Annotated in this window: 23 protein-coding genes; 12 read left to right on the top strand and 11 right to left on the bottom strand. The window is 63.0% G+C overall.

Annotation, left to right across the window (positions count from 1 at the left end; genetic code table 11):
* The first annotated feature begins 18 nt into the window (after positions 1 to 18).
* The 11 genes from uppS (at position 19) to lpxB (ending at position 10,832) form a co-directional block, all read left to right on the top strand.
* A complete protein-coding gene (gene uppS, locus Q0478_RS00495; RefSeq protein ID WP_298674911.1) occupies positions 19 to 753 on the top strand; it encodes a polyprenyl diphosphate synthase in 735 nt (244 codons plus the stop codon).
* The gene (locus tag Q0478_RS00490) at positions 750 to 1,559 is read left to right on the top strand and encodes a phosphatidate cytidylyltransferase (RefSeq protein ID WP_298674908.1); all 810 of its coding nucleotides are present in this window, start codon (positions 750 to 752) and stop codon (positions 1,557 to 1,559) included. The genes uppS and Q0478_RS00490 overlap by 4 nt, the downstream gene beginning before the upstream one ends.
* A 2-nt stretch (positions 1,560 to 1,561) precedes the next feature.
* The gene (dxr, locus tag Q0478_RS00485) at positions 1,562 to 2,740 is read left to right on the top strand and encodes a 1-deoxy-D-xylulose-5-phosphate reductoisomerase (RefSeq protein WP_298675123.1); all 1,179 of its coding nucleotides are present in this window, start codon (positions 1,562 to 1,564) and stop codon (positions 2,738 to 2,740) included.
* A 33-nt stretch (positions 2,741 to 2,773) separates the two neighbouring features.
* Complete coding sequence (gene rseP, locus Q0478_RS00480; protein WP_366914875.1) at positions 2,774 to 4,096, top strand: RIP metalloprotease RseP; 1,323 nt, start codon at positions 2,774 to 2,776, stop codon at positions 4,094 to 4,096.
* 183 nt (positions 4,097 to 4,279) lie between these two features.
* Positions 4,280 to 4,411: a hypothetical protein gene (locus Q0478_RS00475; protein WP_298674902.1), complete on the top strand. Its 132-nt coding sequence runs from the start codon at positions 4,280 to 4,282 to the stop codon at positions 4,409 to 4,411.
* A gap of 135 nt (positions 4,412 to 4,546) precedes the next feature.
* Positions 4,547 to 6,922 carry an outer membrane protein assembly factor BamA gene (bamA, locus tag Q0478_RS00470; RefSeq protein ID WP_298674899.1) on the top strand — a complete coding sequence of 792 codons (2,376 nt, stop codon included), beginning with the start codon at positions 4,547 to 4,549 and terminating at the stop codon, positions 6,920 to 6,922.
* Positions 6,894 to 7,580: an OmpH family outer membrane protein gene (locus Q0478_RS00465; protein ID WP_298674897.1), complete on the top strand. Its 687-nt coding sequence runs from the start codon at positions 6,894 to 6,896 to the stop codon at positions 7,578 to 7,580. Before bamA ends, Q0478_RS00465 begins: the two co-directional genes overlap by 29 nt.
* 79 nt (positions 7,581 to 7,659) lie before the next feature.
* Positions 7,660 to 8,133: a 3-hydroxyacyl-ACP dehydratase FabZ gene (fabZ, locus tag Q0478_RS00460; protein WP_298674895.1), complete on the top strand. Its 474-nt coding sequence runs from the start codon at positions 7,660 to 7,662 to the stop codon at positions 8,131 to 8,133.
* The gene (gene lpxA / locus Q0478_RS00455; protein ID WP_298674894.1) at positions 8,130 to 8,918 is read left to right on the top strand and encodes an acyl-ACP--UDP-N-acetylglucosamine O-acyltransferase; all 789 of its coding nucleotides are present in this window, start codon (positions 8,130 to 8,132) and stop codon (positions 8,916 to 8,918) included. The genes fabZ and lpxA overlap by 4 nt, the downstream gene beginning before the upstream one ends.
* Position 8,919: 1 nt before the next feature.
* Positions 8,920 to 9,702: an LpxI family protein gene (gene lpxI / locus Q0478_RS00450; RefSeq protein ID WP_298674891.1), complete on the top strand. Its 783-nt coding sequence runs from the start codon at positions 8,920 to 8,922 to the stop codon at positions 9,700 to 9,702.
* Complete coding sequence (gene lpxB / locus Q0478_RS00445; protein WP_298674889.1) at positions 9,699 to 10,832, top strand: lipid-A-disaccharide synthase; 1,134 nt, start codon at positions 9,699 to 9,701, stop codon at positions 10,830 to 10,832. The genes lpxI and lpxB overlap by 4 nt, the downstream gene beginning before the upstream one ends.
* Here the strand turns inward: lpxB and Q0478_RS00440 are convergent.
* From Q0478_RS00440 to Q0478_RS00420, 5 genes are read right to left on the bottom strand one after another with little or no spacing between them, the layout of a single operon-like run.
* Complete coding sequence (locus Q0478_RS00440; RefSeq protein WP_298674888.1) at positions 10,825 to 12,000, bottom strand: molybdopterin molybdotransferase MoeA; 1,176 nt, start codon at positions 11,998 to 12,000, stop codon at positions 10,825 to 10,827. The genes lpxB and Q0478_RS00440 overlap by 8 nt on opposite strands.
* Positions 11,997 to 12,473: a cyclic pyranopterin monophosphate synthase MoaC gene (moaC, locus tag Q0478_RS00435; RefSeq protein WP_298674885.1), complete on the bottom strand. Its 477-nt coding sequence runs from the start codon at positions 12,471 to 12,473 to the stop codon at positions 11,997 to 11,999. The genes Q0478_RS00440 and moaC overlap by 4 nt, the downstream gene beginning before the upstream one ends.
* Positions 12,474 to 13,286 carry an indole-3-glycerol phosphate synthase TrpC gene (gene trpC / locus Q0478_RS00430; protein ID WP_298674882.1) on the bottom strand — a complete coding sequence of 271 codons (813 nt, stop codon included), beginning with the start codon at positions 13,284 to 13,286 and terminating at the stop codon, positions 12,474 to 12,476. It abuts the gene before it with no gap.
* Positions 13,283 to 14,305, bottom strand: coding sequence for an anthranilate phosphoribosyltransferase (trpD, locus tag Q0478_RS00425; protein WP_298674880.1), 1,023 nt, complete (start codon positions 14,303 to 14,305; stop codon positions 13,283 to 13,285). The genes trpC and trpD overlap by 4 nt, the downstream gene beginning before the upstream one ends.
* On the bottom strand, positions 14,302 to 14,883 hold the full coding sequence (locus tag Q0478_RS00420) for an aminodeoxychorismate/anthranilate synthase component II (protein ID WP_298674877.1): 582 nt from the start codon (positions 14,881 to 14,883) through the stop codon (positions 14,302 to 14,304). Before Q0478_RS00420 ends, trpD begins: the two co-directional genes overlap by 4 nt.
* Positions 14,884 to 15,007: 124 nt before the next feature.
* Between Q0478_RS00420 and Q0478_RS00415 the strand changes: the two genes are divergently transcribed.
* The gene (locus Q0478_RS00415; RefSeq protein ID WP_298674875.1) at positions 15,008 to 16,552 is read left to right on the top strand and encodes a divergent polysaccharide deacetylase family protein; all 1,545 of its coding nucleotides are present in this window, start codon (positions 15,008 to 15,010) and stop codon (positions 16,550 to 16,552) included.
* On the opposite strand, the gene Q0478_RS00410 is transcribed toward Q0478_RS00415, so the two are convergent.
* The 6 genes from Q0478_RS00410 to Q0478_RS00385 form a co-directional block, all read right to left on the bottom strand.
* The gene (locus tag Q0478_RS00410) at positions 16,549 to 17,109 is read right to left on the bottom strand and encodes a pseudouridine synthase (RefSeq protein WP_298674872.1); all 561 of its coding nucleotides are present in this window, start codon (positions 17,107 to 17,109) and stop codon (positions 16,549 to 16,551) included. The two genes, Q0478_RS00415 and Q0478_RS00410, sit on opposite strands and share 4 nt — an antisense overlap.
* A 143-nt stretch (positions 17,110 to 17,252) precedes the next feature.
* Entirely contained in the window at positions 17,253 to 18,764 is a 1,512-nt protein-coding gene (gene trpE / locus Q0478_RS00405) for an anthranilate synthase component I (protein WP_298674869.1), read from the bottom strand.
* Positions 18,765 to 18,775: 11 nt separating this feature from the next.
* Positions 18,776 to 20,629, bottom strand: a complete 1,854-nt coding sequence (locus Q0478_RS00400) for a peptidylprolyl isomerase (RefSeq protein WP_298674867.1) — start codon at positions 20,627 to 20,629, stop codon at positions 18,776 to 18,778.
* A 75-nt stretch (positions 20,630 to 20,704) separates the two neighbouring features.
* Entirely contained in the window at positions 20,705 to 21,880 is a 1,176-nt protein-coding gene (locus tag Q0478_RS00395; protein ID WP_298674864.1) for an aminotransferase, read from the bottom strand.
* A 136-nt stretch (positions 21,881 to 22,016) separates the two neighbouring features.
* A complete protein-coding gene (gpt, locus tag Q0478_RS00390; protein WP_298674861.1) occupies positions 22,017 to 22,535 on the bottom strand; it encodes a xanthine phosphoribosyltransferase in 519 nt (172 codons plus the stop codon).
* Positions 22,536 to 22,553: 18 nt separating this feature from the next.
* On the bottom strand, positions 22,554 to 23,165 hold the full coding sequence (locus Q0478_RS00385; RefSeq protein ID WP_298674859.1) for a LysE family translocator: 612 nt from the start codon (positions 23,163 to 23,165) through the stop codon (positions 22,554 to 22,556).
* Between the last annotated feature and the right edge of the window lie 3 nt (positions 23,166 to 23,168).

Raw genomic sequence — 23,168 nt, 5'->3', positions numbered from 1 at the left:
TGGCGAGAGAGGCCAAGTGTGACGGATGTGACGAGTGAGCAAACCGCAGGCGCGGGCCCGCGCCATGTTGCGATTATCATGGATGGCAATGGCCGCTGGGCGCAATCGCGCGGGCGGCCACGGCTTTTTGGGCACCATGCCGGTGCCAAGAGGGTGCGCGAGATTGTTGAAGCCTGCCCGGATTTGGGCGTGAAGTATCTGACGATTTTTGCTTTTTCGACGGAGAACTGGAAACGCACGCAAGTGGAAGTGGCAGGGCTGATGGGGCTGTTTCGCCGATATATTGCCAAAGAGGCGCGCGCGCTCAAGGACGAGGGCGTGCGGGTGCGCTTCATTGGCGACAGGGTGCGGCTGGATGACAAGCTGGTGGCGCTGATGGATGAGTTGGAGCTTTTGACCAGCGACAACGAGCGCGTGCATCTGACGATTGCGCTCAATTATGGTGGGCGTGACGAAGTGAGCCGCGCCACCAAGCGGCTGGCCCAGGATGTGGCTGCGGGGCGTTTGAAGCCCGAGGATGTAGATGAAGAAACGCTGCCAAAGTATTTGGATACTTGCGTTTTACCCGATCCTGACCTTGTGGTGCGCACCAGTGGCGAAGCGCGGATTTCGAACTTTTTGCTCTGGCAATCGGCCTATGCGGAATATGAGTTTATCGACACGCTCTGGCCTGATTTTTCTTCGGAGATTTTTGCCGGGCTTGTGCACAATTATGGCCGCCGCGAGCGGCGCTTTGGCGGGGTTCTGGCATGAGTGTGCAGGCGGGCAAATGGGCTGACTTGCGGCTGCGGCTGCTTTCGGCCGGTGTCATGGTTGTTGTGGCCGGTGTGGACATCTGGCTGGGCGGGCTATGGTTTCTGGCGCTCTTGGCGTTGGTGGCTGCGGCCATGGTTTGGGAAGCGGCACGGCTGGGCGGCGCGGCGCGCGGGCCGCTCAGAGATGTGGCGCTGCCGCTCTCGGGCGCGCTGGCTGTGGCCGGGGCCGTCTGGCTGGGTGCCCCGCTCGGGTTTGGGGTGCTGGGGGCGGTTGCGGCGGCGGTGTTTGCGCTTGCGGTGCAGCTGCGGCTGGCTTTGGCTTTTTATGCGTTTTGCTGCCTTGTGGCGGCGCTGGTGCTGTATACCCTGCGCGATATCTACGGGATATGGGCCTTGCTGTGGCTTGTGGCGCTTGTCATCGCCTCCGATGTCATGGGTTATTTCGCTGGCAGGCTTTTGGGGGGACCAAAGTTCTGGCCCTCTGTCAGCCCCAAGAAAACATGGTCGGGCACCGTTGCTGGCTGGCTCGGGGCGGGCGCTGTGGGCTGGCTTATGAGCGGCGTTTTGGCCGCAGGGAGCGCGGCGGGCGCCTGGCCGATTGCGCTGCCGCTGTTTTCGGTTGTTTTGGCCTTTGCTGCCCAGATGGGCGACATTGCAGAGAGCGCCCTCAAGCGCAAGGCGGGCCTCAAGGACAGCTCCAGCCTTATTCCCGGACATGGCGGGGTGCTTGACCGGTTTGATGGTATGATTGGCGCAGCGCTGCTGTTTTTCCCGGTGTTGTTTGTGGCCGTGTTGCTGGCGTGAGCGTGCGGCGGGTCTCTGTTTTCGGGGCGACAGGCTCCATTGGCCAGTCGACGCTGGACCTGATCGGGCGTGCGCCGGAGGGCTATGATGTGGTGGCGCTCACGGGCGGGGCCAATGTGGCGCAGCTTGCCGCAGATGCACGCCGCTTTCAGGCCGATGTGGCCGTGATTGCCGATGAAAGCCGCCTTGAGGCCTTGCGGGCCGCGCTGGAGGGCAGCGGCGTGCAGGCTGCGGCCGGGCCGGCGGCCCTTCTGGAGGCAGCTGCGCGCCCCGCGGATTGGGTCATGAGTGCGATTGTTGGCGCAGCCGGGCTTGCCCCCGGGCTGGAGGCTCTCAAGCAGGGCGCGACGCTCGCCCTGGCCAACAAGGAATCACTGGTCAGTGGCGGGGCGCTGCTGTTGGATACGGCCAAGCGCCATGGCGGCACGGTTCTGCCCGTGGACAGCGAGCACTCGGCGATTTTCCAAGCCCTTGTGGGCGAGGATATGGCGGCGGTGGAGCGCCTTGTGATCACCGCCTCTGGCGGCGCGTTTCGCGACTGGCCCCTGGACAAACTCGCGCAGGCCAGCGTGGGCGAAGCCAGCAGCCACCCCAATTGGGATATGGGCCAAAGGATCACGATTGACAGCGCTTCCATGTTCAACAAGGCCATGGAAGTTATTGAAACACATGAATACTTTGGAATTGATCCTGAAAAGATTGAGGTGCTGGTGCACCCGCAATCTCTGGTTCATGCGCTGGTTGGGTTTCAAGATGGTGCCTTGATGGCGCATCTGGGCGCGCCTGACATGCGCCATGCCATCGGCTATGCGCTGCATCATCCGCAGCGCGCGCCCCTGCCGGTGGCGCGGCTTGATCTGGCTCAGATTGGCCGGTTGGATTTTGCCCCGCCGGATCCGGCCCGCTATCCCGCCCTGGCGCTGGCCTATCAGGTGATGGCGCGCGGTGGGCTGAGCGGCGCGGTGTTCAACGCTGCCAAGGATGCGGCTCTGGACGCGTTTATCGCCGGGGAGATCGGGTTTACGCACATGGCGCAGGTTGTGGCGCAGGTGCTTGACAGGCTCTTGCCCGACAACAGCCTTATCAACGCCCCAATGAACCTTGATAACATTGCCGCCGCTGCCCACTTAGGACAGACACAGAGCCGGGAGGCCGTGCGCAAGCTCGCGTCACACCGATAACACAAGACAAGACAGGTTGAACTCGTGGATTTTATGACCCTTTTGCCAGAATTCGGCAACGTGCTGCTCACGCTCCTTTCTTTTGTGGTGGCGCTTTCGATCATTGTGGGGGTGCATGAATATGGCCACTACATCGTTGGCCGTTGGTCGGGGATCAAGGCCGAGGTGTTTTCGATCGGCTTTGGGCCGGTGTTGTTGTCGCGAGAAGACCGGCATGGCACCCGATGGCAGATCGCGGCCATTCCGTTTGGCGGCTATGTGAAGTTTCTGGGCGATGCCAATGCGGCCAGCGGCGCTGATACGGCCGCTATGGCCGCCATGCCGGCCGATGCCCTGCGCCATACCATGCACGGGGCACCGCTCTGGGCGCGGGCAGCCACGGTTGTGGCGGGGCCTGTGTTCAACTTTATCTTCTCGATCGTGGTATTTGCCGGTCTGGTGTTGGCTGTCGGGGTGATGAGCACCCCACCGAAGATTGCCAAGCTGCACCCTTTGCCACATGAGGGAATCACGCTCAAGGCGGGTGATCAGATTGTGGCCATTGCGGGCCAGCCCTATCCTGAAGCCCCGACGCGTGCCTATTTTGACGCGCTGCCTGACCAGCTTTTGCTAGATTATGACGTCATCCGGGGCGGCGACAGGCTCACCGTGCAAGGGCCGCACTACGCGCCAGCGCGGATCGGATTTGTGCAGCCGCGCTCGGCAGGCGAGGCGGCGGGCCTTTTGGCGGGCGATGTGATCCTGAGCGCCGATGGGGTGGCGCTTGAGACCTTTGGTGAGTTGATCGGGGTGGTGAAGGCCGCACAGGGCGCGCCGGTGCGGCTGGTGGTCTGGCGGGTTGGCGAGACGCTGGAATTTGTCATCCAGCCCGAGCTGCGCGATGTGCCCACAGCGGACAACGGCTTTGAGAAACGCTTTCTGATCGGGATTTCGAGCGGGCCTTTCTTTGAGGCGCAGACGGTGCGGCCCGGCCTTTTTGAGGCATTTGGCCTTGGCGTGAGCCAGACATACTCTGTTGTTGAGCGCTCGATTTCGGGGCTTTATCATTTGGCGGCTGGCAAGATCAGCTCTTGCAATATGTCCGGTGCCATCGGAATTGCCCGGGCCTCCAAGGACCAGGCCGAGGCCGGGCTGGTGGATTTCATCGGGTTTTTGGGGCTGCTGTCAACCGCGGTGGGCTTTTTGAACCTCTTGCCCATTCCCATGCTGGATGGGGGGCATCTGATGTTTTACGGCTATGAGGCGGTGGCGCGGCGCAAACCTTCAGAGCGGGTCATGACCTTGCTGATGAGCTTTGGGATGGCGCTTGTGTTGAGTGTCATGGTGTTTGCGCTTTGGAATGATATTTTCTGCTAAGCGCGCCTCTGGACGGGCTGCCCCAGTCGGCTGCCACAATATTGCCAGATTTGCGCCCAGATTTGCGCATAAACCATCGGTATTTTGAGCGTGGTCGGGCGGTGTTTTGCGCCCGACACAGGGCCAAGCGGCACAAAAACCAGTGCTGCCGGGCTTGGCGACGTGACGCAAGGAGCCGGGTTTATGGATACGATTGCAAAAGGTTATCGCGGGCTGCATCTTCTTTGGGATCTCAACTGGGATCGTCTGCTCTATCTTGCCACCATCACGGTTGCGCTTTTTGCCGGTGGTTTGCTGGGCAAGCTGTTGCTCTGAGCTGGCCCGTTTTGGCTCCGGTTTGAACGGTTTTTCGCGGGGTTTTCGCGGCTCTGGCAGCGGGCTTCTGGTTTTGACATCACTGCCCAGAGAGACTAGTTAGGCAAGCAACCTTGTCTGACTGGAAGCTGAATTATGAAGCGCACCGAAAAAGGGGCCAAAGGCCTGATCTGCAAACCAAAAGCTGCGGGCTCGTTGAGCTTGATTTTGCGGGCTTTTGTTTTTGCTTTAGTTTCAGTGGCTTTGAGCATTGAGCCGATGCCGGCGCAGGCGCAGAGCTACCAGTTCAACGCGCTGCGTGTTGAGGGCAACAAGCGTATCGAGGCAGAGACCATCGTGTCTTATGCGGGAATCGCGCGCGGCCAGCGGGTGTCTGCGGGCGAGCTGAACGAAGCTTATCAGCAAATTCTGGCGTCTGGTTTGTTTGAGAGCGTGGACATCGAGCCCCAAGGCGGGCGGCTTGTTATCCGGGTGAAAGAATTTCCGACCATCAACCAGATCAGTTTTGAGGGCAACAAGCGCCTGAAAGACGAAGAGCTGGCCGGGTTTATCAAGCTGCGGCAGCGGCTGGTTTTTAGCCCCACGCAGGTGGAGCGCGACACCGCCACCCTCACGGAGGCCTATGCCGAGAACGGCCGGCTGAGCGCCAAGATCACGCCGCGCATCATCCGGCGCAGCGACAATCGTGTGGACCTTGTCTTTGAGATTTTTGAAGGCGGTATGACCGAGGTGTCACGGATCGGATTTGTGGGCAACAGGGTCTATTCGGACCGCAGGTTGCGCCGGGTGCTGGAGAGCAAGCAGGCGGGCCTGCTGCGCGCGTTTATCCGCAAGGATACCTTTGTGGAAGACCGGCTGCAATTTGACCAGCAGGTGCTGCGCGATTTTTACCTGTCGCGGGGCTATGTTGATTTTCGCACCACCTCGGTGAATGCCGAGATCGCCCGCCAGCGCGACGGGTATTTTGTCACGTTCAATGTGCAGGAAGGCCAGCAGTTCCGGTTTGGCAAGATCACCGCTGTGAGCAGCCTCGCAGATGTGGCTGCGGAGGATTATTTTGAGGCCGTGAACCTGACGGAGGGGGATGTCTATTCGCCGGCGCTTGTGGAAAACGCCATCGGGCGGATGGAGCGGCTGGCGATCAAACGCGGCGAGCCTTTCGTGCGCTTTGAGCCGCGCATCACCCGCAACGACAGAACGCTGACACTGGATCTGGAATTCAACCTTGCACGGGGCGAGCGGATTTTTGTGGAGCGGATTGATATTGAGGGCAATGCGACAACGCTGGACCGCGTGGTGCGCCACCAGTTCCGCATTGCCGAGGGCGACCCGTTTAACCCGCGCGAAATTCGCGAGAGTGCCGAGCGCATCCGCGCGCTTGGATTTTTTGCAGATGCGCAGGTCAATGCGCGCGAGGGCTCTTCGCCCAATCAGGTGATTGTGGATGTTGATGTGGTTGAAAAGCCTACAGGCTCGCTCAACTTCGGCGGGACATTCTCCACCGACGACGGCTTTGGCCTTGTGGCGCAATATACGGAAACAAACTTTCTGGGCCGCGGCCAAACCCTGCGCTTTCGCATGTCTGGCGCCAGCGACAACGAGAATTACGGCCTGTATTTCGAAGAGCCTGCCTTTCTGGGGCGGGATGTGAAATTTTTCTTTGATATTGGCCTGTTTGAGACTTCCAGTGAAAACGCCAATTACGACACCAGCAAAGGAATTTTTGCCACCGGGCTTGAGTTTCCGCTCGGCGAGCGGGCGCGGTTTGGCCTGAACTACAAGTTTGGTGCCGATGAGATGCTGGAATCTTCTGGCTGTGCGCTGAGCACATGTCTGGGGGATGTTCTCAGCCGCGAAGTGGGCATGGGGCGGCGCTCGCAAAGCTCTCTGGGCTACAATTACAGCTGGGATTCGCGCAAGAGCTCGCTTGATCCGGAGCAGGGCCTGCGCTTTGAAATCAATCAGGATTTCGGCGGGCTTGGCGGGGATGATACCTTTGTGAAGACCAAGGCGAAAATTGTGGCCCAGACACGGGTTCTCAACGAGGAAGTGACCCTACGGGCCACTGTCTCGGGCGGGGCTGTGGCCTTTTCAGGCTCTGACAGCCGGGCCACGGACAGGTTCCTGTTCGGAGATGACATCGTGCGCGGCTTTGCACCTGACGGGATCGGGCCGCGCGAATACAATGCAACCTCGGGTGTGAATGATGCCCTGGGCGGCAATTTCTTTGCGACAGCCAAGTTTGAAGTGCTGTTTCCGCTTGGCTTGCCGGAAGAATATGGCCTCTCGGGCGGGCTGTTCTTTGATGTGGGCAGCGTTTGGGGGCTGGACAATGTGACCAGCACCAACAGCGTGCTTTATGAAAGTGCCTCGTTCCGCCAGACAGCGGGGATCTCGGTGTTTTGGAAGACGCCGGTTGGCCCCATGCGGTTGAACTGGTCAAAGGCGCTCAAGAAAGAAGAGCAGGACAAAGACCAGAGCTTTGAATTTACCATTTCAACCGAGTTTTGATATGGCCGTGCGCCGCGCCTTGAAGCCTGTCGCAGTTGTGCTTTGCCTGCTCTGTGCAGGCGGCGGGGCGCTGGCGCAGGCGGTGGATGCGCCCGCACCCACACAAATTGCCCCGCCGGTAGCCCCGCAGGCCACGTTGTCGGAGGGGGCGTCAGAGGCGGCAGACAGGCCTGTGCCAGGACAGCGTCGCGCACCTGTCTTGACGGTGGATCCCAACCGGCTGTTTGCCGAAACCCTGTTTGGCCAGCAGATATTGAGCGACCTTGAGGCCGAGGCCGAGGCGCTTTCGGCCAACAACCGTGAGCTGGAGGCCATGCTGCGGGCCGAAGAGCGCGCCTTGACGGCGCAGCGCCCCAGCATGACACCCGAGGATTTCCGAGACACCGCAGAAGCCTTTGACCAGAAGGTGCAGGCGATCCGGCGCGAACGCACCGAGCGCGCCCGCGCACTTGACAGCCAGCGGGCCACGGCAGAAGCGCGCTTTCTGGCCACCGCACAGGGCGCGCTTGTGGCGCTGATGGAGGAGCGGGGGGCTTCTGTCTTGCTTGATATGCGCTCGGTGATCCTGAGGGACAATGCGATTGATATCACCAGTGACGCTGTCAAAAAAATTGATGCCGCCATCGGACGCGGCGAAGGGTTGATCCCGCAGGACTAACGGCCCGGCGCGGCTGACATCTTGTTTTGGGCTGCTGGCGTTGTTAGGGATAGGCCAGACAGTCCAAAAGGAAAAAAACATGACATCTGAGGTTCTTCGCGCCGACATCGGGCTTATCCAACGGATCATTCCGCACCGTTACCCCTTCTTGCTGGTGGACCGTGTGGAGGACATTGTGGGCACGCAATCGGCCCGCGGGATCAAGAATGTCAGCATGAACGAACCGCATTTTCAGGGCCATTTCCCGGGCAAGCCGATCATGCCGGGGGTGACCATTGTGGAAGCCATGGCGCAGACGGCGGCTGTTATGGTGGGGGTTGCGCTGGATATGGCGGACAAGGAGCTCTTGGTTTATTTCATGGCCATCGAGAAGTGCAAGTTCCGCCGGATGGTTGTGCCCGGAGATGTGTTGGAGATGAACCTCACGACCCTGCGTGGCAAGCCGGGCGCCAAAGTCTGGCGCTTTGGGGGGGTGGCCACGGTTGACGGTGAAATGGCCTGTGAGGTCGAATTCACCGCGATGATGGATTTGCCAAAGGACGTTGAGGCGTGAGCGCGCAGATCCATCCCAGTGCGGTTGTCGAGCCGGGCGCCGTGATTGGCGCGGGCTGCAAGATCGGCCCGTTTTGCCTTGTGGGCGCGGATGTGGTGCTCAAAGAGGCGGTTGAGCTCAAGAGCCATGTTGTGGTCACTGGCCAGACCGAAATCGGGGCGGGCAGCGTTGTCTTTCCCTTTGCGGTGATTGGCGAGGTGCCGCAGGATCTCAAGTTTAAGGGCGAGAAAACCGCGCTCAAAATTGGCGCGCGCAACCGCATTCGCGAGCATGTGACCATCAACTGCGGCACAGAAGGCGGCGGCGGGCTGACCCGTATTGGCGATGACGGGTTGTTTATGGCCGGGTGCCATATTGCCCATGATGCCCAGATTGGCGACCGGGTGATTGTGGTGAACAGCTCGGCCGTGGCCGGGCATTGTGTGATTGAAGATGATGTGATCATTGGCGGGCTTTCGGGCATTCACCAGTTCGTGCGCATTGGCCAGGGGGCGATCATCGGCGCGCTCAGCATGGTGACCAATGATGTGATTCCACATGGGCTTGTGCAGGGGCCGCGCGCGGAGCTTGATGGGCTCAACCTTGTGGGCCTCAAGCGCCGTGGGGTGGCGCGCGCCGACATTACCGCGCTGCGGGCGGCGTTTCAGATGCTTGCCCAGGGCGAGGGGACGTTTCAAGAGCGCGCCCGCCGGCTTGGCGAGGAAAGCGAGAGCGCTTATGTCCAGCAGATTGTTGGTTTTGTGACCGGTGCAAGCGAGCGCTCTTTTTTGACGCCGGGCAGCTGAGATGCTGGCGCTGGTGGCCGGTGAAGGGGGCTTGCCCAAGGCAATTGCCCAGGCGCAATCAGAGCCGCCCCTGATCTGTGCGCTGGAGGGGTTTGCCCCTGACGGGCTTGAGCCTGCTGTCTCGTTTCGCCTGGAAACGCTGGGCAGCTTTTTGCAGGAGTTGCAGGCGCGCGGCGTGCGAGAGGTGTGTTTTTGTGGCCGTATCGCGCGCCCGGCGCTGGACCCGAGCCGGCTGGATGCGGCGACCCTGCCGCTTGTGCCGGCCTTCATGGCGGCGTTGAAGCTGGGCGATGACGGGGCTTTGCGGGCGGTGATGCAGATCTTTGAGGAGGCTGGTTTTACCATTCGCGCGGCGCACAGGCTTTTGGCAGGGTTGACGCTGCCTGCGGGGTTTTTCACGCGGCAAAAGCCGGAAGCCGCTGAGAGAGCCCTTGCCGAGCTGGGGGACACTGTGCTGGCCGAGATGGGCGCGGCCGATCTGGGACAGGCCTGTATTCTGGGCGCTGGCGGGGTTCTGGCGCGCGAGCAGGACAGCGGCACCGATGCGATGTTGCAAGCCTGTGTGGCGGCGGGGCAGGCGCGGGGCGCGGTGCTGTTCAAAGCGCCCAAGCCCGGGCAGGACCTGCGCGCCGATATGCCCACCATTGGCCCCAGAACGGCGACACTGGCCGTTGAGGCGGGGCTGGCGGGGCTCATCTTGAAGGCTGATGAGGTGATCGTGCTGGAGCGGGCCGCTGTTGTGGACTGTCTGGACGCGGCGGGTCTGTTCTTGTGGGTGCGGTGAAACGGATTTTTCTGGTTGCGGGGGAGGCCTCGGGCGACAAGCTGGGGCAGGCTGTGATGCGCGGTCTGAAACAGCTTCACCCGGACATTGCCTTTGCCGGTGTGGGCGGGCCACTGATGGAGGCCGAGGGGCTTCAGCCGCTGTTTCCGATGGCGGAGCTGAGTGTCATGGGGCTGGCCGAGGTGCTGCCGAAGTACCGCGCGCTGCTCAGGCGCAAGGACGAGACCGTGGCAGCGGCGCTGGCCTTTCAGCCGGATATTCTGCTCACCATCGATAGCCCCGATTTCTGCAAGCGTGTGGCCAAGGATGTGCGCGCGGCCAACCCTGCCATCCGCACGGTGCATTATGTGGCGCCCTCTGTTTGGGCCTGGCGGCCCAAGCGGGCGGCAAGGCTTGCAGAGTTTACCGACAAGGTGCTGACGCTCTTGCCCTTTGAGCCCGAGTTGATGCGCGCGGCGGGGATGGCGGCTGAGTTTACCGGCCACCCAGTGGTGGCGGAGCCCGAGGCGGGGGCGGCAGAGATTGCTGCATTTCGCGCCAAGTATGGTTTGGGCGATGCGCCGCTATTGCTCTTGTTGCCCGGCTCGCGCATGGGCGAGGTGACGCGGCTGTCGGCGCGCTTTGGCGCGGCGGCGCAAGCCGTGTTGGCTGCGCATAAGGGGATGCGCGCCGTGGTGGTTGTGGCGGATGCGGTGCAAGCCTTTCTTGCTGAAAATAAGGGGCTATTCCCGCCTGATACGCTGTTTTTGCGGCCCGAGGACGGCCAAGAAAAGCGCGCGGCGTTTGCGGCGGCAGATGTGGCGCTGGCGGCTTCCGGCACGGTCTCGCTGGAGCTGGCGGCGGCGGGAACGCCGATGGTGATCGGCTATGATATGGCGTGGTTGAGCCGTGTGATCATGGCGCGGATGCTGTTGATTGACACGGTGACGCTGGTGAACCTTGTGAGCGAGACGCGGGCCGTTCCCGAGCGGATTGGCAAAGACTGCACGGCAGAGCGGCTGGCGGAGGCGGTGCTGGGTGTTTTGGCGCAGCCTCAGGCGCAGGCGGAGGCTGCGCGCCTCACGATGGAGCGACTGGGCAAGGGCGGCGAAGACCCCGGCTTGCGCGCCGCCAAGGCGCTGCTCAGCTGAGCGTGATATAGTCCACCGTTTCGCCTGCGGCGCGCGCGCCGTCATGGGGCGGGCGGATGAGCAGGGCATTGGCGCGGGCCAACACGGAGAGCAGGGCCGAATCCTGCCGAATCTCGGCCTCGATCTGACCCTCTGCAACAGTGGCGCGCATGTAATGCTCGCGCGGGCCATTGGCGGGCAGATCTGCGCTGAGCGTGGCCTTAAAGCGCTGCGCGGGAGCCTGCCCGAGCCCGAGCATGGCGCCCAAGACCGGCAGCAAGAACACATGGCCGCACACCATGGCCGAAACAGGGTTGCCAGGCAGGCCGACCATCATGGTGTTGCCCATGCGGCCGGCCATGAGCGGCTTGCCGGGGCGCATGGCGACCTTGTAAAAGCTCTGGTCAAGGCCAAGCGTGGCGGCGACTTCGGCGACGATGTCATGATCGCCCACCGAGGCCCCACCGATGGTGACGACAAGATCGGCCCCCTCTGAGAGGGCGAAGACTGTTTCCAGGCTGGCGCGGGTGTCGCGTGCGATGGGCAGGATGCGGACCTCAGCCCCGTTTGCCTCCAAAAGGGCTTTGAGGCCATAGGTGTTGGAGGCGATGATCTGCTCGGGCGCGGGGCTTTCGCCCGGTTGCACCAGCTCGTCGCCTGTGGAGATGAGGGCGACCACGGGCTTTTTGAAAACCGGCAGCGTGGCGTGGTTCATCGACGCGGCGAGGGCGATATCGGACGGGGTGAGGCGGCGCGGCGCGCTCATCTGCTCGCCCAGCTTGAAATCCTGTCCAGCAGGGCGGATATTGCTCTTGCCGTCATAGGCTGTGAGCAGGGTGATGAGCTTGCCGCGGCGCTCGACCTCTTCCTGAATGGCCACCATATCGGCCCCCTTGGGCACTGGCGCGCCTGTGAAGATGCGCACGGCCTGGCCAGCGCCAAGCTTGCCTGTGAAGCCGTGGCCCGCAGCAGATTCGCCCACCACCACGAATTGCGCGTGCAGATCGGCCTCAACCGAGTTGAGCGCATAGCCATCCATGGAGGAGGCGGCGAAGGGCGGCTGGGTGAGTCTGGCTGTGATCGGCGTTGCCAGCACGCGGCCAGCAGCTTGCGTCAGCGGGCAAAACTCGCTGGGCTGCGGGCGGGTGAGCGCGAAGAGCGCCTCCAGAGCTTGGGAAACGGAGATCATTCTGCTTCGTAACGCCCTGATTTACCGCCATCTTTGAGCACAACGCGGATAGCGCCGATCTCCATCGCCTTATCCACGGCCTTGACCATGTCATAGACCGTGAGCGCCGCCGTGGAGACGGCTGTGAGGGCTTCCATCTCGACACCTGTTTGGCCCGTTGTCTTGACGGTGGCCTCGATCTGCACGCCCGGAAGCGTGCTGTCGGGCGTGAGAGTGAGGGCGACCTTGGTGATGGGCAGCGGGTGGCAGAGCGGGATGAGGCGCGCAGTTTCTTTTGCGCCCATGATGCCTGCGAGCTGGGCCACGGCGAGGACATCGCCCTTTTTGGCGCGCTCTTGGGTGATCATTGCGAGGGTTTCTCGCGCCATGCGCACATGGCCCTTGGCGGTGGCGACACGAGCTGTGACACTCTTGGCAGAGACATCGACCATATGGGCGTTGCCGGAGCCGTCAAAATGGGTGAGATCAGACATTCAGACCCCCGTTGCCTGGACGGGGTTGGCCAGAAGCCGGCGCGTGGCGCTTTCCACATCGTCCTGACGCATGAGGCTTTCGCCGATAAGGAAACAGCGCGCGCCGTATTTGGCCATTTCGGCGAGATCATCAGGGGTGTTGAGCCCGCTTTCAGAGACGATCATCCGGCCCACGGGCACATGTTTGGAGAGCGTGCGAGACACATCAAGAGAGGTCTCGAAGGTATTGAGATTGCGGTTATTTATGCCGATAAGTTTGGAGTTCAGCGCATGGGTGCGCTCCAGCTCTGGCAGATCATGCACCTCGATGAGCGCATCCATGCCCCATTCGGTGGCGGCGGCTTCAAGCTCCTGGGCCTGCGCATCGGAGACGCTGGCCATGATGATCAGGATGCAGTCCGCGCCCAAGGCGCGGGCCTCGGCGACCTGATAGGTGTCATACATGAAATCCTTGCGCAGCGCGGGCAGATCACAGGCGGCGCGGGCCTCTGTGAGAAAGCTTTTGGCGCCCTGAAAGCTGGGGGTGTCGGTGAGCACGGAGAGGCAGGCCGCGCCGCCCGCCTCATAGGCTTTGGCCAGGGTGGCGGGGTCAAAATCGGCGCGGATGAGGCCCTTGGAGGGGCTGGCCTTCTTGATTTCGGCGATGAGGCCATAGCCTGTTTTGCTCGCCTCAAAGAGCGCTTTGGCAAAGGGGCGCACGGGGGGCGCGGCCTGTGCTGCGGCCTCGACGGCCTCCAGCGGCCTGGCGGCCTTGTCGGCGGCGACTTCCGCAAGTTTGTAGGTTTTGATCTTGTCCAGAATGGTCGGGCTCATGGTGTCTCCGTGGTGAATTTGGCGAGGGCGGCAACCTTGGCGGCCGCTTGGCCGCTGTCGATGCTCTCGCGCGCCATTTCGACGCCGGTTTTCAGGGACTCGGCCTTGCCTGCCACGAGCAGGGCAGCGGCGGAATTGAGCAAAACGGCGTCGCGATAGGCCGAGGCCTCGCCTGCGAGCAGGGCGCGCAGAGCGGTGGCGTTTTCGGATGGTGTGCCGCCAAGGATGGCCTCGAAGGGGTGAACCGGCAGGCCGGCCTCTTCGGGGTGCAGCTCGTGCTCTGTCACGCTGCCGTCTTCGTTGAGGGCGGCGACCCAGGACAGGCCTGTGATGGTGAGCTCGTCGGTTCCATCAGAGCCGTGCACGAGCCAGGCGCGCTCGGAGCCGAGTTGGCCGAGGGTTTCGGCCATGGGGCGGATGAGCGCACGCGTGAACGCGCCTGTGAGCTGACGCTTGACCCCTGCGGGGTTTGTCAGCGGGCCAAGGATATTGAAGATCGTGCGGGTGCCCAGCTCGGCGCGTGCGGGGCCGACATGGGCCATCGCAGGGTGGTGCATGGGGGCCATCATGAAGCAGATGCCGCAGCTTTCAAGAGCGTTCTCAACAACTTGCGCGCCAATCATCACGTTGATGCCAAGTTCGGAAAGCGCATCGGCTGCGCCGGATTTGGAGCTGAGGTTGCGGTTGCCGTGTTTGGCCACGGGCACGCCTGCGCCGGCCACGACAAAGGCTGTGGCGGTGGAAATGTTGAGCGTGCCCTTGCCATCGCCGCCGGTGCCGACGATGTCCATCGCGCCAGTGGGAGCTTTCACCGCGTGGCATTTGGTACGCATCACGGCGGCGGCGGCGGCAAACTCCTCAACCGTCTCGCCCCGGGTGCGCAGGGCCATGAGCAGCCCGCCGATCTGGGCGGGTGTGGCCTCGCCATTGAACAGCTCACTGAAGGCTTCTTCGGCTTCGGAGCGGGTGAGGGCGCGCTCGGCGGCGGCCCCAATGAGGGGTTTCAGCGCTTGGCTCATGCGGGCTCCTTTGCCATGTCGAGGAAGGTTTTGAGCATCTGGTGGCCGTGCTCGGAGCGGATGGACTCCGGATGGAATTGCACGCCGTGCACAGGCGCTTCGCGGTGGGCAAGGCCCATGATCGTGCCATCTTCAAGGGTTGCGGTGACCTCAAGGCAGGCGGGCAGGCTCTCGCGGTCCACCACGAGCGAGTGGTAGCGCGTGGCTTCAAAGGGGCTGGGCAGGCCCGCAAAGACGCTTTTGCCCGTATGATGGATCGTGCCCATCTTGCCATGGACGATTTCATGGCAGCGCACGACCTCGCCACCGAAGGCTTCGCCGATGGTTTGATGCCCCAGACAGACACCCAGAAGCGGGATCCGGGCCTCGGCCGCGGCGCGGGTCAGCTCCAGGCAAATGCCGGCCTGAGACGGGTCTTTCGGGCCGGGAGAAACGAGAATGGCCGAGGGGCGCAGGGCCAGGGCCTCGGCCACGGTGAGGGCGTCGTTGCGTTTGACGACAACCTCTGCGCCCAATTCGCCGCAATAATGTACAAGGTTGTAGGTAAAACTGTCGTAATTATCTATCAGTAGCAGCATCTTGCCATTCGCTCTTAGGAAAGGGCTGGAGGCTCGGCCCAAGGTCGCGGTATACATGTTCAGGGATCGACGGAGGCGTCAAGGGCTCATGCCCCTGTCGCGCAGATAAATCAGAGGTGAATGAGTGGCACGCGGATTTCTGAGTGGGGTTGTGATCGGCACCGGCGCGGCGGTTTTGACGGCGGCAGGGCTTTCATTGGCGACAGATTTGCCAGAGGCGGCAATGCCGCCAAGGGCGCAGGCCGATGCGCCCGCATTGACGCAAGGCACAGGCAAGCAAACCACAGGCAAGCAAGTCACAGGCACGGGCGAGGGCCAAAGTGCGGTTCAAAGTGATGGCCAAGACACAGCACAAGAAGCTGTGCAAGGCACAGCTTTGGCCACCACGCAAGTGCCCGCGCAGACACCACCCCCGGAGCTGAGCACCGCCCCGGCGGCCTTAAGCGCCCCTGAGCTGGCTGCGGCGCCGCAAATGGCCGCCACAGGAGCCACTACTGGAACCACCACTGGAGCCACTTCAGAGGTCCCTGCCGAGGTGGACCCGCAGCCCGCACGCCCCGCGCAACCCTTGAGCGCGCTCCCCGTTCCGGACAAAGACGCACAACCGCCTGAGGCCACGGCCGGGGCGGTGCAGCCCGTCACGCCCCAAGCCATGGCAACGGCCCCACTGGGGGCGGATCAACCGCAGCTTGATATGCAGGCCGAACCGCCGGCTGAAACAGCGGGTTTGCCGGAAGACGAGCGTGAAGAGATTGTTTTGACGGTGCCGCGTGTGATGGAGCCGGCAGAGCTGCCTGAGGTGGCTCTGCAAGAGCTTCCGCAAGCCGAGCCGGCCCCGCGCGCGCAGGGAGCCACTGTCGCCATCGGAACACCGGCGCGCCGCCTTGGTGAGGGCTCCTCAAGCCGTTTGCCCAAGATGGGCGACACAGCCGAGGTGCCCGCCTCCCCAGAGGACAGCCCCTCTGGCGAGAGCACAACAGAGGCCAAGGCCGCCTTGCCGCCGCTTCAGCGCTTTGCGGCGCCATTTGAAAGCCAAGAGGGCACCCCGAAAATGGCAATTGTGCTGATTGACGATGGCAGCAGCGATATTGGAGTCGAGGCGCTCAGCAGCTTTCCCTATCCGTTGAGCATTGCCCTGGACAGTGGCTGGGCGGGCGCGAGCGAGGCCATGGCGCGCTACCGGGCTGCGGGGTTTGAAGTCTTGGCGATGGTCAATTTGCCTGCCGGTGCGCGGGCGTCAGATGTGGAGGTCTCTTTGCCCGTGGTATTGGACAAGCTTCCACAGGCTGTGGCGCTGATGGAGACACCGGATGCGGGGATGCAGGCGAGCCGTGAGGTGATTGCCCAGGTGAGCGCTTATGCGCGCGAGAGTGGCCATGGGTTGTTGCTCTTTCCAAAGGGGCTGAACACGGCCCAGAAGCTGGCTGCGAAGGCCGGTGTGCCATCTGCAACAGTGTTCCGGGATTTTGACAAGAACGGACAGAACGCCAGCGCGATCAAGCGGTTCCTGGGCCATGCCGGCTTGAAAGCGGGTGCTGAGGGCGGTGTTGTGATGCTGGGACGCTTGCGCGCGGACACGATCAGTGCGCTGTTGCTGTGGGGCTTGCAGGAGCGTGGTGACCGGCTTCAGCTTGCGCCTGTGAGCGCCTTGCTGACAGCGCAACCCTAGCCGGGCGTCTCTGTGCTGCGCCACGCGCCTGGCGCGAGCCCTGCGAGGCTGTGCGCCCCGATGCTGAGGCGGATGAGGCGCAGGGTGGGGTGGCCGACATGGGCTGTCATGCGCCGCACCTGTCGGTTGCGCCCCTCGCGCAGGGTGAGTTCGATCCAAGTGTCCGGAATGGCCTTTCGCACCCTGATGGGGGGCGTGCGCGGCCAGAGCCAAACAGGTGCAGCGACGCGGCGGGCCTTGGCGGGGCGTGTGAGCCCGTCTTTGAGCGTGACGCCCTGGGCCAGCGCTGCGAGAGCCTCATCGGTGGGGGCACCCTCGACCTGGACAAGGTAGGTTTTGGGCTCTTTGAACTTTGGATTTGAGAGCCGCGCTTGCAGGCGGCCATCATCGGTGAGCAGCAAAAGCCCCTCGCTGTCACGGTCAAGACGCCCTGCGGGGTAGACGCCTTTGACATCAATATGGTCAGACAGAGTGGCGCGGGGGCTGCCCTCGGTTCCTTTGTCGGTGAACTGGCTGAGCACGCCGTAGGGCTTGTTGAAGAGGATCAGGCGGGGCATGAGACACGGTGCGCAATGACTGCGCACCCTACGGTGTATTGCATTGAGCTGGCCTCACCGATTGCCGTTGCCTGTGAAGCGCGGGGGGCGATACGCGGTGCGCAATGAATGCGCACCCTACGGTGGTTAGCATTGGGTTGGCCTCACCCATTGCCGTTGCCTGTGAAGCGGGCGGCATCGGCGGCGGCGCGGCGGATGGCGCCGGATTTGTGCAGGGTTTCCATGTATTCGGCTTCGGGGTCACTGTCATAGACCACGCCGCCGCCTGCTTGGATATACAGTGTTTCATTTTTGACGAGCGCTGTGCGCAGGGCGATGCAGACGTCCATATCGCCATTGGCGGCGAAGTAGCCCACACCGCCGCCATAGACGCCGCGCTTTTCCGGCTCAAGCTCGTCGATGATTTCCATGGCGCGCACCTTTGGCGCGCCGGAGACGGTGCCTGCGGGCAGGCCCGAGAGCAGGGCTGAGAGCGCATCGTGCTCTGGGCTCAGCTCGCCCACCACGTTGGAGACGATGTGCATCACATGGCTGTAGCGCTCGATGATAAATTCTTCGGTAGGGCGCACTGTTCCCACCTTTGAGACGCGGGCGGTGTCGTTGCGGCCCAAATCGAGCAGCATGAGGTGCTCGGCGAGTTCCTTCTCATCGGCCAGCAGATCGGCCTCGAGGGCGCGGTCTTCCTCGGGTGTTGCGCCGCGGGGCCGTGTGCCGGCGATGGGGCGGATTGTGACCTCGTTGCCAAAGACGCGCACGAGGATTTCGGGCGATGCGCCGACGACCTGAAAGCCGCCGAAGTTGAAATAGAACATGAACGGCGAGGGATTGGTGCGCCTGAGGCTGCGGTATAGCGCGAAGGGCGGCTGGCGAAACGGCAGCGACCAGCGCTGGCTGGGCACAACCTGAAAGATATCCCCGGCGCGGATATAATCCTTGGCCTTCTCCACGGCGGCTTTGTAGCCCTCGCGGGTGAAATTGCTTTGCGGCTCTGGATCGGTCTCGGCTTCGCCAAGATCGCGCGCCTGCTGGGGCAGGGCGCGCTCCAGATCGCGCACCGCATCCATCACCCGCTCGGCGGCCTGCGCATAGGCGGCGCGGGCGGATAGCCCCTCGCTGGCCCAGGCGGGCGCAACGACAATGACCTCGCCTTTCACCCCGTCGAGCACCGCTGTCACCGTGGGGCGCAAGAGCACAGCATCGGGCAGCCCGAGCGTGTCTTCGGGCATATCGGGCAGACGTTCCACAAGGCGGATCATGTCATAGCCGAGATAGCCAAAAAGCCCGGCAGAGGCGGCGGGCAGACCTTCGGGCATGTCGATCCGGCTTTCGGCCAGCAGCGCGCGCAGGTTGGCGAGCGGATCGCCGGGCTGCACTTCAAAGGCGCTTTCATCAAAGCGCGCCTGTCGGTTGAGGCGGCTTTCTGTGCCGTGGCACTGCCAAATGAGGTCGGGCTTCAGGCCGATGATGGAGTAGCGCCCGCGCACCTCGCCGCCGGTGACGGATTCAAGTATGAAGGCGTTTTTGGCCGCCCCCGTGAGCTTGAGCATGAGCGAGACGGGCGTGTCGAGATCGGCGGCGAGGCGGGTGTAGACAAGTTGATTTTGATTGGCTGAATAGCCGCGTTCGAAGGTCTCAAATGCGGGGGTAAGTTCCATCTTCGGCGCCCTTATTGAAACTGTGTGTGCACGGCATTGATTGCGGCATCATCGAGCGTCACAGGGGTGCGGGACTGGATATCGGCGATAAACATCGTGTAGATGTCCTGGGCCAGATCATTGCGATATTGCTCCTGGAGCATGGTGCGTGTGCTGGCCACCTCGGGGTCCTCAAGGTCGGCGGGCGTGATGCTGTCCAGACGTGCGAGCGCCACTGTCGGCCCGGTTGCTGACACAACCGTGCTGGAGGGGGTTTTCAGGCCAAAAACATCGACCATCAGCGTGGCGGGGGCATCCGCAAGAAAGGCCCCCCGCGTGCGCCCTTGCTCGGCACGCAGCTCCAGACCGGCTGTGAGCTCTGCAAAGTCCGCACCGGACTCAAGCTGCTTTTTCAGCGCGTCGGCTTTGGCGATCAGCGCCTCTGTGAGGCGGGTGTTGCGCTCATCGGCCACAACAGTGGCGCGCACCTCTGACAGGGGTTGTTCGGCGGCGGGCACCTCGGCATCAAGGCGCAGAGCAATCAGCCCGCCATCTTCCAGCTCAATGATCTCGGGGAAGTCTTCTTTGGTGACAGAGGCGGCGGCCTCCTGAAAGGCCAGATAGCCGGCCGGGCCATCCTCGGCGGCGCTGTGCCAGTCGATTTGCCCGAGGGTCATAAGTGTTTCGGCGGCAAGCTCTTCCAGGGTTGCACCTGCGGCGAGCAGGTCTTCAAAGCGCTCGCGCTCGCGGTCAATGAGACGGCGCGCACGGCCCTGGGCAAATTCGTCGCGCAGCTCGTCACGCAGATCCTCGTAAGCGAGTGTGACAGGCGCAAGGACCCCGTTGATGCGAAACAGGGCCGGGCCAAGATCGGTGGGTTCAGGGCCGACAATATCGCCTGTGGCGGCTGCAAAGATCACCGCGCCAGCGCCTTCAAGCTCTGCAAGGCTCACATCTCCCATGTCCACATCGGCCCCCGTCAGGCCCCGCGCGCTCACGAGGGCGTCAAAGGTGGTTTCCCCGGCTGAAAGCGCCGCGCGGGCGGCCTCTGCCTCGGCTTGATCGGCAAAGATCAGGCGCTCCACAAGGCGGCGCTCCGGGCGGTTTTGCTCTGCGGCGCGTTCTTCAAAGAGCTGTTGCAGCGTGCTCTCATCCACGTCAACCTCGGGTATCATTTGCTCCGGGGTGAGTTGGGCGTAGGTGATTTTGCGCAAGGCGGGGCTCATGTAGCGGGCGGCATTGGCCTTGTGGTAGCTGGCAAGATCGGCCTCGCTGGCTGCGGGCAGGGGGGTGTCGAGCGCGGTTTCATCCAGCAGGACCCATGTGAAGTCACGTTGCTCGGCGATAAAGTTCACGATTGTGTCGGCATAGGTTTTTGGCGGCGAGACGGCGCTGAACATGGCGCTCTGCACGAGCGTGCGCGCCATCTCTTCGCGCAGGATTTCCTCATAGGCTGATTCTGTGAGGCCGATCTGCTGCAAGCGAAAGCGGTAGTCTTCGCGGTTGAACGCGCCTGTGACACCATGAAAGGCTTCGGTTTGGACAATCTGTTGGGCCAGGCGTGCATCGCCGACAGAAAGCCCAAGCTGGGCTGTTTCGTGGTCCAGGGCCCGAGTGGCCACCAGCTGGGACAGAACGATCCTGTCAAGTTGCCGGGCCTGGGCCTCGGCAAAGCTGAGCGGGCTGCCGGTTGTGGAGCTTTGGCTGCGCAGCATTTGCTGGAGCGCGTTGAAATAGCTCTGGGTTGTGATGTCTTTGTCGCCCACAGTGCCGATGCTGCGCACGGATCCGCCCAGATTGGTGACGCCAAACCCGCCAAGACCGAGGATCAGAAGGCCCATCAGGATCCAGATGAAGGTCTTGGCCGTTTTTCCGCTCGCGCGCATGTTGCTCTCCTCAAGCCCAATTCTTGAGGCCACTGTCTAAGCGGTTGGCGGGGCAGGGGCAAGGGCTCTGCGCGCCTAAGCGCCCATCCTTTCAAGGCGTTCAAACAGGGTTTTGATCCCGGTCGTGTCGACATTGGCAAAAGCGATGCGCAGCTCTTTGGCGGCGGCGGGGTCGTTGGTGGGGCGAAACATGGTTCCGGGCAGGCAGAGCACGCTTTGCTCGGCCACCAAACGGCGCGCGAGTGCATCGGACGTCTCGGCAAAGGGGTGCGCCATATAGGCGAAATAGGCCCCCAGCCCAAGAAGCTCCCAGCCCGCCGCGGCAAGCGGTGAAAACGCCGCCTGAATGGCGGCGCGGCGCGCGAGAATTTCGGCGCGCTCGCCAGCGAGCCATTGGGCGAGGTTCTGCATGCCCCATAGGGCGCCGCGCTGGCCGATCTGACTGGGGCAAATGGTGACGGTGTCCAGAAACTTCTCCACCTCGGCAAGCCGCGCTTCTGACGCCACAATCGCGCCGATGCGGTGACCGGTGAGCCGGTAGGCCTTGGAGAAGGAATAGAGCTGGATCAGCGTGTCCTGCCAGCCGTGGCGGGTGAAAAGATCATGCGGCGCGCCGGTGCGGCTGTCAAAATCGCGGTAGGTTTCATCGACAATGAGCGCGAGCCCGTGCTCTTGGGCGAGGTCAAAGAACGCGCCAACAAGCTCTGCGGGGTATTCGACACCGGCGGGGTTGTTTGGGGTGACAAGGACAATGGCACGGGTGCGGGCGGTGATGCGCGCGCGGGCCTCCTCAGGGTCGGGCAAAAGCGCAGCATCGGCAGGCAGCGCCACCGTGCGCACGCCGGACATATCGAGCCACATTTTGTGGTTGAAATACCAGGGCGTCGGCAGGATGACCTCGTCGCCCTCGCCGCAGAGGGTGGCGATGGCGGCCGCGAAGGCCTGATTGCACCCTGACGTGATGGCCACTTCGCTTTCGGCGATCTCGCCACCGTAGCTGGCGCGCCATTGCTGTGCCACCTCGGCGCGCAGCGCGGGCAGGCCGAGCGTGGGCCCGTAAAGATGTGCGCCCGGCGCGTTGAGCAAGGCCTCGGCCATGGCCGCGCGCAAAGCCTCGGGGGGCGGCTCGACCGGGGCGGCCTGTGAGACGTTGATCAGCGGGCGATCCGTTGGAAACTGCACGCCTTCAAGCCAGCGGCGGGCCTCCTGAACGGGGGGCGGGAAGGTGGCATTGGTGCGCGTGACGGTCATCGGATGTGTCCTGTGCTCAGGGCGGGCGCCTCCGGCGGGGATATTTTCAGAAAGAAAAAGGACAGGGACAGAGGCTCTTTTTTCTTGCTCCAAATATCCCCCGCGGAGCGTCCCGCAGGATCGGGTGGCGCGGCGCTCAGTCGTTTCCGCGGTAGGGCTCAACGTATTGCAGCGCCATATCCCAGGGGAAGAAGATCCATGTGTCCTGGCTCACGCCGGTGATGAAGGTGTCGGCCTGTTTTTCGCCCTCGGGCTTGGCATAGACGCAGGCGAAATGGGCGTTTGGATAGAGCGTGCGCACCAGCTCCAGTGTTTTGCCGCTGTCCACCAGGTCATCGACCACAAGAATGCCCGTGCCGTCGCCCATGATGGCGGGATCGGGGGATTTGATCACCTCGGCCTCGCGGCGCTGGTCGGCTTTGCCGCCGCCGGAGTGGTAGGATTTGACCGAGATCGTATCGACGGTGCGGATATCCAGCTCGCGCGCAACGATCATCGCCGGGGCCATCCCACCCCGCGTGATGGCGACCACTGCCGTCCAGCTGCCGTCATGGGGGCCGCGCCCATCGAGGCGCCAAGCGAGGGCGCGGGCGTCGCGGTGGATCTGGTCCCAGGAGATGTGGAAGCCTTTTTCATGGGGCAAACGATCGGTCATGGCAGCGGTCCTGTGTGGTTATTTGGAGAAGATGAGGCGCAGGCCGAGCGCGCCCAGCAGCAGGGCTGCGGCGCGATCAAAGACCGGCTTGAGGCGCAGGTAGCCAGCGCGCGCCGGCGGTGTGGAGAGCGCAAGGGCAAAGAGCGTGTAGACAGCGCATTCCACCAGCAGGTGGTTGAGGGCGATGCTGGCCTTTTCGGCGAAGCTCATGCCCTGCGGGAAGATCACCAGAAGCACGGAGGCGGCGAAGATCACCGATTTCGGGTTGCCGATATTGACGGCAAAGCCACGAAAGAAGGCGCGGCGCAGGTGCGGGGCGTCTGCCGATGTCTCAGGGAGCGGTTTGGCGGCGTCTGTCCACATGCCATAGGCGATGTAGAGAAGGTAGAGCGCCCCGGCCGTTTTCAGGAGGGCATAGGCCCAGGGAAAAAGCGCAAACACGCCCTCAAGCCCCAAGAGCGCCAGCGCTGTCCAGAGCGCGGCCATGCTGCCGAGGCCGAGGCCTGTCATGATGCCCGCCATACGGCCCGAGGTGAGCGTGGTTTTGAGCGCCAGCAGCAGCGCCGGACCGGGGCTGGCCATGGCGGCCAGCAGCGTCAGGTTGAAGGCAATGAGGTGTGACAGCTCCACGCG

Origin of the sequence: uncultured Lentibacter sp. (assembly GCF_937123735.1) — a bacterium.
GTDB lineage: Bacteria > Pseudomonadota > Alphaproteobacteria > Rhodobacterales > Rhodobacteraceae > Lentibacter.
This window is presented reverse-complemented; position numbering and strand designations above follow the sequence as displayed.